Annotated in this window: 8 protein-coding genes; 5 read left to right on the forward strand and 3 right to left on the reverse strand. The window is 63.6% G+C overall.

Translation table 11 applies throughout. The features are described 5' to 3' along the window. Positions 1-2: 2 nt before the first annotated feature. Together LPA34_RS02715 and LPA34_RS02720 are read right to left on the reverse strand one after the other, a co-directional pair. Positions 3-827 carry a class I SAM-dependent methyltransferase gene (locus LPA34_RS02715; protein ID WP_228974607.1) on the reverse strand — a complete coding sequence of 275 codons (825 nt, stop codon included), beginning with the start codon at positions 825-827 and terminating at the stop codon, positions 3-5. Next, entirely contained in the window at positions 824-2,692 is a 1,869-nt protein-coding gene (locus LPA34_RS02720; protein ID WP_228974609.1) for an alpha/beta hydrolase family protein, read from the reverse strand. The genes LPA34_RS02715 and LPA34_RS02720 overlap by 4 nt, the downstream gene beginning before the upstream one ends. Before the next feature lie 357 nt (positions 2,693-3,049). On the opposite strand from LPA34_RS02720, the gene LPA34_RS02725 reads away from it, so the two are divergent. From LPA34_RS02725 to LPA34_RS02745, 5 genes are all read left to right on the forward strand, one after another. Further along, positions 3,050-4,771 carry an ArnT family glycosyltransferase gene (locus LPA34_RS02725; RefSeq protein ID WP_228974611.1) on the forward strand — a complete coding sequence of 574 codons (1,722 nt, stop codon included), beginning with the start codon at positions 3,050-3,052 and terminating at the stop codon, positions 4,769-4,771. Between the two features lie 129 nt (positions 4,772-4,900). Then, positions 4,901-6,451 carry an MBOAT family O-acyltransferase gene (locus tag LPA34_RS02730; RefSeq protein WP_228974613.1) on the forward strand — a complete coding sequence of 517 codons (1,551 nt, stop codon included), beginning with the start codon at positions 4,901-4,903 and terminating at the stop codon, positions 6,449-6,451. Between the two features lie 3 nt (positions 6,452-6,454). Then, a complete protein-coding gene (locus tag LPA34_RS02735; protein WP_228974615.1) occupies positions 6,455-7,384 on the forward strand; it encodes a hypothetical protein in 930 nt (309 codons plus the stop codon). A gap of 203 nt (positions 7,385-7,587) precedes the next feature. After that, on the forward strand, positions 7,588-9,081 hold the full coding sequence (locus tag LPA34_RS02740) for a flippase (protein ID WP_228974618.1): 1,494 nt from the start codon (positions 7,588-7,590) through the stop codon (positions 9,079-9,081). 26 nt (positions 9,082-9,107) lie between these two features. Further along, complete coding sequence (locus LPA34_RS02745; RefSeq protein ID WP_228974620.1) at positions 9,108-10,163, forward strand: glycosyltransferase; 1,056 nt, start codon at positions 9,108-9,110, stop codon at positions 10,161-10,163. A gap of 172 nt (positions 10,164-10,335) precedes the next feature. Here the strand turns inward: LPA34_RS02745 and LPA34_RS02750 are convergent, their stop codons facing one another. Then, positions 10,336-11,487, reverse strand: coding sequence for a glycosyltransferase family 4 protein (locus LPA34_RS02750; RefSeq protein ID WP_228974622.1), 1,152 nt, complete (start codon positions 11,485-11,487; stop codon positions 10,336-10,338). Positions 11,488-11,493 lie beyond the last annotated feature (6 nt).

Here is an 11,493-nt window from a genome sequence, read left to right on the forward strand (position 1 = left end):
TGCTACGAAACGGCATGCGGCTTGTGCGCGATGAAATGCAGCCACCACGCGTCGCTTTTCTCTGCGTCGTCCGGGATACGGTCTCCTTCGCAGCTGCCGAACACCACGTCGCTTTCGAAGCCGACCTCCGCGAGTTGCCGGCGCTGCTCCCGGAGCGTCGTGTACACGATGACAATGCCGAAGTTGTGTGCTGCCGCCGTCATGATCGAATAGCCTTCGAAATCGCGGTTCAGCTTCGCGTGACGGACATAGTTGAAACTCGCAACCGGTAGCCGTCTCAACGTGCGCAACGTCCGCCAGCCGAGTTTCACCGGATTGAGCGTGAGGCGCGGCAGCAGCTTCCAGACGTTCTCGCCATAGCCTGGGCCGTCGCGGTTGTGCGACGAGAACAGCACATAACCCCCTGGCCGCAGGACGCGGTACATCTCGTTCAGGATCCGCACGCGCCCTTCGTAGTCCACGGCATCGATACCGTTCCAGCTGAACGCGACCAGACCGAAATGACCGGATGGCAGTTCCGACATGTCGCGCGCATCCATATGCCGCAGATCGGTGCCGGGAAAGCGCTCGCGCGCCATGTCCAGCAGTTTTTCCGTATAGTCGATGCCGGTGTAGTCGCTCGACATCGACTTCATCAGTTCAATCGTGCGCCCCGCGCCGATGCCGATATCGAGCACCGGAACGCCTGAGCAGTGAGGTGCGATCCACTCGAACGCGGCCTGCTCGCCGGGGTCGGTCCAGGTCTTGTCCGTCGTGAATTCGCGAACCGCGTCGTGCGACATCCACGCAGTCCGGTTAATGCGGTCAAGTTCTGAATGGGTATTCACGGGCTTGCTCCATCGAGGCAACCTCGTTCCGGAGGTCGTGGCGGCGGGTCGTCAGCCGGCGCGCTGACGGGCGGAGAAGGAGCGACTCCAGTCATCGAAGCAGCGGCGGCCCGAGACACTCCTGAGCGGATCAGTTCAGCAAACAGCCAGCGTTCTGCATCGGCCATCGTCGCTTCCCGGGCGGGTCGGGTGAACAACGCATGATCGAGCTTCGGCAGTGTCGCGGCGCACACGCGGCGATAGCGGCGCAGCGCGGCAAGGCGTGCGCCGAACTGCACGCGGGCTTCATCGAGTCCAACGTCATACTCGCCATACACCAGACGCAGATTCACACCCTTCGCGTGAATGGTGCTCATCAGCGTACGTACTTCGCTGGCCGTCACGGGCCAACCGGTTTTCTGTTCGATCCAGCCGGTCGCACCGACCCAGCAGCGCCGCGCGATCCGCTCGCCGACAACGCGGGCTACGCGCACCGGATGGCTCTGTCCACGCAACGCCCGGATCCATTTGGACGGCGTCAGCGCCGCGCGCCAATAGACTCTCGACGAAGCGAAGCGTCGTGCACCCGGCGTGCGCTGCCCGCCGTCCCAAATGAACTTCTGCAGATTGACGCCAAATGCGCCGGCGATCGCCGGATGGCGTCCGCAGGCATGCAGACTGACGAAAGCACCGCCGCAGACGCCGAAGATCGCGACGCGCGGATGTCCGCGGGCGACGAGCCAGTCCACGCCGGCCATCGCGTCATGGCACGATGCGTCGGAGTAGATCGTGTCCAGCGTGACCTCGCTGGCGGCCGGTACCGCATCGCCCAGGCCGCCGAGATCCATTCGCAGCGAAGCAATGCCGAGCGCCGAGAGGCGTCGCGCGAACAGCACGAAAATGCGTCCGTCACCGATATGGTGAGTAGCGCCGGTGTTGACGAACAGGACAGCGGGCGCATCGGCGCGCAGTACGTCGGGTGCGCAGTAAATGCCGAAGTAACGCCCGAAGACGAACGGCCGCTCGACAGCGCAGCACGTCGGCAGCGGCAGCACGGGCTCCGGGGGCTGCGCGACGGATTTCAGGCCAGTTTGTCGCCCGCTGGCGCCTGCAGCGAGTTCGCCCGCCTTGAGCCATGTTGTCACCCGCGAAAACGCTTCGACCGGCTCTTCGCTGAGCAGCGCCTCGACCATCAGCCGGTCGCACTCGTCAAACGCACCACGCTCGACCTCGACGCCGTTATCCGAGTAGTGCCCCGCGAGTGCCTCCGCCCGGGTGCGATCGCTCGAATCGAGCAGCAACACACGGCGTGCCGGCGCCCCGGTGTCGCGCCGCAGGTCCAGTGCGCCGAGTTGCGCGATATCGTCGTTGTGAATCCCGAAGCCAAACGCTTCGACATACGCCTCGTGATCCGGTATCGGATCCGCGTTCATGCCTGCGGGCGTGCTAAGCCAGCTCTGCCGATGCGCGCGCAGTTCCCGCACATAGTTTCGCCCCGTGACCGCGGGCGACAGCAGCACCAGTCCGTCGATGTCCCCGAGGCGCTGCGCAGCCAGCGCCGCAAGGGTCGCGCCCAGCCGCAAACCGACGAGCGACACCTGCTCGACGCCGGTCCAGTCGCGCAACCGCTGGACAGCCGCCGCAATGCTGTCGAGCCATGCATCGAGCCGTCCCGGATCGTCCTCCGAGCCGGTCGAATCGCCCGCGCCGGGATAGTCGAACCGCAGCACAGGCATGCCTGCCGCCGTGATGCGGTCCGCCAGCTTGCGCCAGTTCCGGTGCGTGCACAGCGCGTCGTACCCGAAGGGATTGCACAAGACGACACCGGTGCGACCACTGGCTGGATGCAGCCAGCCGAAGCAGCCGTCGAAAACGACAGGTTTCATCGAAGGTCCTCATGCGATGGCCGAGCCGGAAAATGGCGTTCACAAACGCTTTTTGCGGCTTTTCGCTACGTATGCGACGCGCGGACGCCCGCGAACTTCCGCAGGTTCCAGGCATGAGGATCATTTAATCGATGTAGCGCAAATCCATCTGTTCGGACGCGCACACTACCCCTGTCGTGCCGCCAGATAAGCCTGCCGCGCGCGCGAGCCTCGAACTCATGGTTCCGGAAACCGTCGCATTCGCCTGCATTTCCCGCACGCGAGCGGCCGCCACGTGTTGGGAATCGAACAGAGCGAAGACGACGGCAGCGCCTAGCATGCAATGGCTTTCTCATTGCCTGCATACAAGGTGTCAATGTGCTGAACTCGCTGGCATTTATCCGGCCGCTCCGTTTCGCGGTCAGCGTGCGTTTCATTCCAGTCGCCATCTGGATAGTCTGCATTGCCGCGGTCGATCCGTTCGGCAACTTTCCGTTGAACGACGACTGGTCGTACGCGATCGCCGTGCAGCGCCTGCTCGAGACCGGTCAGTTCCATCCCACTGACTGGACCTCGACCACGCTGCTGACGCACGTATTGTGGGGCGCGCTGTTCAGCCTGCCGTTCGGCGCCTCGTTCGTCACGCTGCGCTTCGCGACGATCGTCGCGGGAGCGCTCGGGTTGTGGCTGTTCGGTGCATTGCTGCGCGCGCTCGGCTGCGACCGGCGAATCGCGCTGCTTGCATCGGTGACGCTGGCGTTCAATCCGATCTTCTTCGCGCTCTCGAACACCTTCATGACCGACGTGGGATTTGCGACGCTCACGATCGGGTCGGCGCTCCTTTTCGTGCGCTATCTGCACAGCCAGCGCATGGGCTATCTCATCGCGGCGCTCGTCGTCGCGCTGGCGGCCACATTGCTTCGCCAGCTGGCGCTCTTCCTGCCGATGGCGATGGTCGTGGCGCTGCTGCTCGAACGCCCGCGCGCCGCCCGTCCCCTGCGGCTTGCCGTCGCCGGTGTGGGCGCGTGCGCTGCCGCCATCGTGCTGCTTGAACTGTGGTTCCGCACGCACGGCATGCTGCCGTCCACGTTTCACACGCAATCGGAGCAACTGGTCGAAAACATCGAGGACTTCCCGCAACGGCTCGCGCTCATCCTGCGCCACACGCTCGTCGCGCTGCTCTATCTAGGCTGGTTTACCTTTCCCGTCCTGATCCTGCGCCTTCCTGGTTTCTACCGTTCGCTGCGTGCCCGCTGGACCGGTACCGCCACACTCGCCGGCATGGCCGTGTTGCTCGTATCGTGCCTCATCCTTCTGACGATGGCGGACCGTCTGCTGCCACTGAGCGAAAACGTCATCGTGGACAGCGGTATCGGACCGCTCACGCTGACGGATGCCTTCACGCTGGACGTTGCGGTTCCGTCGCTGCCGCAGTCGTTCTGGTTCATCGTGACCGCGATGGGACTGGCCGGCGGCGCGATGCTCGCACTCGAAGCCATGTTCACGGCGATCCGGCTCGTCGCGATGTTCCGTGCCCGCAAGCGAAATCCGGCTGGACTGGCCCGCGCGTTTCTCATCGCCGGAGTCGTCATATACATGGCGCCGCTCTTCGTGGCCGGTTATTTCGACCGCTATCTGCTCCCGCCAGCCGTGCTGCTGCTGGCGCTCGCGAGCATGCCCACGCCAGCAGGAACACCCGGTGCGGCCACCGCATTCCGTCCGTTCACACTGCAGCGGCCACGCGCGATGACGTCGCTCGTGTCGCTTGCGGCGTTCGTGCTGATGATGTGGTTCTCGGTGGGCGGCACGCACGATTACCTGAACTGGAATCGCGCGCGCTGGGAACTGGTCAATACCCTGACCGCCTCCGGCGTATCGCCTCGAATGGTGGATGGCGGCCTCGAGGTCAACGGCCTGTATCTGTACGACCCGCACTATCGCCGCGTCCCGGGCAAGAGCTGGTGGTGGGTCCAGAGCGACGAGTACATGATCACGTTCTCGCGTCTGCCCGGCTATCGCGTCGACAGCAGCATCGAGGTCAGCCGGTGGCTGCCGCCGTTCAGCTCGACCGTGTTCGCACTCAAGCGCGCGGAGCGTTGACCGCTGCAATCCGTTGCCATAGCCCATTGGTTCGGCGGGACACAGACTTCACAAGCGGAACGACGCACGATCGCTCATCGACAATCCGGCCGCAAGTGCGGCGATCCTGTCATCGGGAGCGAGTCGGGTATGCTTTTCAACAGCTATGAATTTCTGTTCGCCTTTCTGCCGGCGGTGCTGTGCGTCTTCTTCATCATCGGACGCCATAGCCCCCTCGCCGCCGCAGGATGGCTCGCGCTGGCCTCGCTCTTTTTCTACGGCTGGTGGAACCCTCACTTCGTTGCGCTGCTGATGCTGTCGGTGACCGGCAACTATGTCGCCGGGCGCCTGCTGTCGCGGCACCAGCGCACGCCGGCGGGCAAGCGTCTGCTGGCGCTCGCCATCGGGTGCAATCTCGCGCTTCTGGCGGTATTCAAGTACAGCAATTTTTTCATCGCCACGATCGATCACACCGTGGGCGCGCACCTTCCCCTGCTCGATATCGTCCTGCCGCTCGGCATCTCGTTCTTCACGTTCACGCAGATCGCCTTCCTCGTCGATGCGTGGCGCGGTATCGCGAACGAATTCAACTTCGTTCACTACACGCTGTTCGTCACGTATTTTCCGCATCTGATCGCGGGACCTGTGCTGCATCACAAGGAAATGATGCCGCAGTTCGCGGACCGCCGCTGTTACCGGCTCATTCCCGCCAACATCGCCACAGGCATGCTGTTCCTCACGATCGGACTCGCCAGGAAGGTCCTGCTCGCCGACAGTTTGAGCCAGTATGTATCGCCCGTTTTCAACGCGGCGAACGACGGCGTCGCGCTCAATATGCTCGCGGCCTGGACAGGCGCGCTCGCCTATACATTCCAGCTCTACTTCGATTTCTCCGGCTATACGGACATGGCGATCGGCATTTCGCGCATGTTCAACGTCGTGCTGCCGCTGAACTTCGATTCCCCGTACAAGGCGACCAACATTGTCGAGTTCTGGCGGCGCTGGCATATGACGCTTTCGCGATTCCTGCGCGATTACCTCTATGTGCCGCTCGGCGGTAACCGGAACGGCTCCGCGCGACGCTACCGGAATCTCATGATCACGATGCTGCTCGGCGGACTCTGGCACGGCGCGAACTGGACGTTCGTGATCTGGGGCGGCCTGCACGGCCTGTTTCTCTGCATCAATCACGCGTGGCGGTACGTCACGCGCGGCGCGCTGGTGCGCTGGGAAACGCGCCGAAGCTATCGCGCGACGAGCACCGCGCTCACGTTCCTCGCCGTGGTGGCGGCGTGGGTATTCTTTCGCGCGCCTTCATTTCACGGCGCGTTCAACCTGCTTGGCGGCATGGCCGGCACGCACGGTCTCGCATTGCCGAACGCACTTCAACCTGTCGTTACAAGGCTGACGGGACATCACGCGTCATTCGTGCAGTTCGTGGGCCCCTGGCAGGTGCTTTCGCCGTACGGCATCGCCGAAGCAAAAAAATACCTGGCCTTGATCGCCATAAGCGCCGCAGTCGTCTGGGGATGCCCGAACTCGCAGCAGGTCGTTGGCCGCCTGACCCAGCCCGCCAGTTCCATACGGCTGCGTCGGACCGACCCGGTCGCATTGCTGAGCGGACTCGGCTGTGGCGTCACGTTCATCTTCTGCCTGCTGTTTCTCGCGCGTAAAGCCGAGTTTCTCTACTTCCAGTTCTGAACCATGAAAGCACGCACTTTCTTTATCGGCTTTTGCCTGCCGCTCGTGCTGTTCATCGCGGCGATCTTTCTGTCGTTCGCGGCCGGCATCCGTATTCCCGGACCGCGCATTTCAGCGAGTGAAGCATTCAATGAAAAAGCTGCGTGGCTGCGCACACAGTTGGCGCCGTCGAAATGCGACGTTCTCGTGATCGGTTCCTCGGTTGCGCTGAATGACGTGGACAATCAGGAACTGGCGCAAAGCCTGCACACGTCGAACATCATCAACGCGGCGTCGTGGGGGCTCAACATCGAAGACCTGCCGGCCTTCTATTCGCACCTCTCGCAGCACTGCAAATTCCGGACTGTGATTCTCGCCACAACCTACATCGATTTCGAATCGCACTGGGACAAGGAAATTGACTGGCAGGCGTTCGAGCATTACCTGTCCGGCGCGCAACTGCAGCCCTACGTCCAGACGCCGGATCTTTACTACTACACACGACGTATCACGTCGGGATGGCGCGATCGGGACCATCCGGGCAACGTCGATTCGCTCGACTTCGATCACGGTGGCTCCGTGCTGCTCGCCTGCGGAAAACTGGATCTTCCCGATGAGCGGGTCTATGCCTGGCGCACACACGGCATTACTTCTCCGCGTCCCGGCACCTATGTCGCGCTCGCGAAACTCGCCGCACAGATCCGTTCAGACGGCGCACGTTTCATCATCGTGTCGACGCCGGTCGCGGCCGCGGCGCGTAACCATTTCGGCGCCGCGCTGCCGGGATTCTGGCAGCCGATCGAAGCGTTCGTGCACGCCCAGGGCGTCGAATTCATCTATGGACAGACGAAACTCACGCTGAACGACTCATCCTTCGCCGATTTCCTCCATCTCAACCGCTGCGGCGCCGGACAGTTCACGCGCTGGTTTGCCCGTTCGCTAAACGCGGTGTGAGCGTATGGTGACACGGCGATGAATCCGCCCGCTGACTGGCTGTCGCCGCGGCGGCCGGGCGCACTGCGCGGCGCCGCGCGCCAACCCGTGGTGCAGGGTGTGGCGGCACACAAACGGAACACCGCCCGGCGCGCAGAATGGACACGCCTTCCGTACGGCGCGATATCGCCGGGCGCCACTGAACCGTCTGCTTGCGACACGCCATGAACCCCAAGCCCAGCCTGAAACGCAACGCGCTCTTCAATTTCCTTGGAAGCGCACTGCCGATCATCGTTTCGCTGGTCACGGTGCCGCTCTATCTCCATCACATCGGCGCGGCGCGGTATGGCGTCCTCGCCATCGTATGGATGATGCAGGGCTACTTCGGCTATTTCGACCTCGGCCTTTCCGCGGCGACATCGAACCGGATCGCGCAACTGTCGGACGCATCGCCGGCGGAACGCGAATCGGTATTGTGGACCGCGCTGGTTCTGAACACAGGCTTCGGTTTAATCGGCGGTCTCGTTCTGTTCGCCGTCGCGCGCACCCTGCTTGCGCAGTTTCATATCGATGCGTCGATCAACGCCGAGGTGCTGGCGGCGTTGCCCTGGATGGCCTGCTCCGTTCCGCTCGCGACCATCACCGGCGTTTTTTCCGGTGCGCTAAGCGGCCGGGAACAGTTCGGCCCGCTCAACGCGGTCCAGTTCGTCGGCATGCTGCTGTTCCAGATCGTGCCGCTCGTCACCGCGATCGTCGTCGGGGCGAAACTGCAGTATCTGATTCCGGCGGCGATCCTCGGCAGCGCGGTATCGCTGCTGCTGATGATCGTCGTGGTGTGGCGGAAGTTTCCATTGCGATGCGCGGGGCGGCCGCGCAGGCGGCTCATCAAACCGCTTTTTTCCTACGGCGCCTGGATCACGGTCACCAATCTCGCCAGTCCGCTGCTGGAAACCGCCGACCGGCTCCTGATCGGCAGTGCGCTCGGGCCGCAGGCGGTGGCGTATTACCAGGTCCCATTCAACCTCGCGGTGCGGGTGCGAATCCTGCCCGGCGTCATTTCACGCACGCTCTTTCCACGGATGTCGGCACTCGCGACGCACAACGCCGCCGAACTGGCAACGAACGCCGTGCGCGGCCTCGCCGCGGCCATGACGCCGTTGATCGTTTTCGGCATTTTCCTGATGCAACCGTTTCTTACGCTGTGGACCGGCCACGATTTCGCGTCGAAAGCCACGTCGGTCGGTGAAACGATACTGGTCGGCGTCTGGATCAATTCGCTCGCCTTCATCCCGTACGGGCATCTGCAGGCGACGGGCAGGCCCGATGTTGTCGCGCGCTTTCACCTCTTCGAACTGGTTCCCTTTGTCGCGTTGCTCTGGTGGTCACTGCACGCTTTCGGCCTGATCGGCGCCGCGCTCGCATGGAGCGCGCGCTGCGCGGTCGACGGCTTCCTGCTTTTCCGGGCGGCGGGCCTTGGCAGACAGTTGACCCGTCATCTCCTGATGCCCGGCCTGCTCGTGCTCGTGGCATACGGCGCCACGCTACTGTTTCCATGGCCGTCGTGGCAGATCGTGACGGCGTGGATCGTCCTGACCGGCACGTCGCTCGTGTGGGTGTCGATCGCCGAGCCGCTGTTTCGCTCGATGGCGGCGCGCGCGCTATCCGCGGTGCTCGCGCGCAGAGGACAGCGAACCGGAGCACCGAGACCGGAGCACTGACTGCTTTTTTCATCGGACACATCGTCATGCGTATATCCGTTGCAATGGCCACCTACAATGGCTCAAGGTACATCCGGGAGCAGCTCGACAGTCTCGCCGGCCAGACGCTGCTGCCGTACGAACTCGTCGTCACCGACGACGGATCGACCGACGAAACGCTCGACATCGTCCAGGGGTTTGCTGAACATGCGCCGTTTCCTGTGCGGATCCACCGCAACCCCCGACGCCTGAACTTCGCCGACAACTTCCTTCGCGCCGCGTCGTTATGCCAGGGCGACTGGATCACGTTCTGCGATCAGGACGACGTCTGGCTCAAGGACAAGCTCGAACAGATCGTGCACGCGGCTTCACGCCCGGGCGTATCGATGGTCGCACATGGCGTGAAAACGGTAGATGCCGCGCTACGCCCGATCGCCGGCGTGGCCGCCCGTTGCCGTGTGCGTCGCGGCAACGGGCCGCAACGCCTTCCTCCGCTCGGGTTCTTCGCCGGACTGTGCATCGCATTCGACGCGGCGCTGCTGCCCCTGCTTGCCCATTCCCGCTTTCCCGACGCGCACAACAACCGTTTCGAGGCGGCTCACGACAAATGGGTCTCGACGATCGCCGACGCGGTGGGGACGGTCAGGTACATCCGCAAGTCGTTGACGCTGTACCGGCAGCACGAAGTGAACACCTGCGGAGCGGCGCCACGGACGCTGAAGAACAGATGGCACCTGGTCACGACCGCCGGTGCGTCGACCTATCATGACAACGCCGCGCTCGCGCAGCGCTACAGCGAGGTGTTCCATGAACTGGCCGCATCGTCACCCGATGCGCGCTGGCGAGAACGTCTGGAAAAAGCGGCCCGCCGGTATGAACGAACGCGCGATTTCCTGCTGGCGCGTGCGGCGCTGTATCGGGCAACCAGTCTGCCCGCGAGACTCTACCTGTTCGCCCGGCTGAGCGTGCTGGGACTGTATCGCTTCAATCCGGTGCGCCCGCCGCTCCAGGCCTTTGCCAAAGATCTCTGCGCAGTATGGAGACCGTTGCCCCGACGGGCGATGCCGGCGCAGGAAGCCACCAGTGTGGAAACGAAATCCTGAACGAAGCGGGCGGGCGATGAAAAGCGTGTCGCCCCAAAACGTTGTCAGTCGCGGTGCACGTGTCCGGGCACGGCCGCGCCTCGCGCGCGGCAACTGAAGCAGTACGCGCCCGTCGTTGCCATCCAGGCGACGACAGGCTCGTGCCGCAAGGCGCAAGGACCCGCCGTCAGCGTCAGGCGCGTACCGGCATCCGGCGTTGCCGGCGCTGACAATACAGCAGCTCGAAGCGGGCGGCGAGATCGGTCCACGAGTAGTTGACAGCCGTTGCCAGCGCGCCGCGGCGCAGCGCGAGCCATCGTTCGCGATCGTCGATCACGCCGGCAATCGCCATTTCCAGTGCGTTCGCGTCACGCGGCGGCACGACAATCCCGTTAACACCATCGCGCATGTATTCACGAGGCCCCGGGATGTCGGAGATGACCGGCACCAGTCCGCAGGCCATCGCCTCCAGCGGTGCCATGCCGAATCCTTCGGTCAGCGACGGGAAAGCGAAGACCTGATAGCCGCCAAGCAGCGCCGGCAGTTCCTTGTTGTCATAGCGCGGGACGACTGTGATCCGCGCGCGGACCGCCTCTGGAAATGCGGCCAGCACCTCGGCCTCGGTGCTGCCCGTACCAAACAGGCCGAGATTCACGTGCGGATAGCGCGTGAGGACGTTCGTCATGGCCTCGGTCAGATAGGTAAATCCCTTCCAGAAGACCGCACGGCCGGCGAACGCCACGTTGACCGGCCCTGCCGTTGCGGAGGTGCCGGCGATCAGGTGCCGCGCGACGCGCGCGAAGCACTCGTCGATGCCGTTGCCGATCTTCTCGATATGCGCGGCATCGACACCGAAGCGGGTCTCCGCATACTCGCGTTCGGCCTCATTGAGGACCAGCGACACATCCGCCAGCTTGAACGAGCGGCGGCACTCCCACAGCCGGTAGCCGCCGCCGTAGATCGGATATTTCCACGACATGGCGGTGTGACCATCCTTGCAGCTCTCGACGAACAGATCGTGGCCCATGTGTTCGAGACCATGGCTGCGCGTCAGGGTCAACTGATGTCGACGCCATCCTGTCAGGCGCCGTGCAAGATTGACGACCCAGCCGTCTCCCGATGACAGATCGAGTACATCGTATTCCGGATGCGCGAGCACATGCCCGAACAGAAACCAGGGAAAGAGAATGGCGCGCAGTTTTCCACGCGCCCAGCCGATGTTGTCGAACGATACGGTCGTGACGCGATGTCCCCGTTGCGCGAGTGCTTCGGCAAGCTTGACGGTCACGCCGGGCGCACCCGTGCTGCCGTCGAGTTCATGATGGATCGAGAGAAGAATGTTCATGGGATT

It is taken from the genome of Paraburkholderia gardini (assembly GCF_907164575.1).
Classification (GTDB): Bacteria; Pseudomonadota; Gammaproteobacteria; order Burkholderiales; family Burkholderiaceae; genus Paraburkholderia; species Paraburkholderia gardini.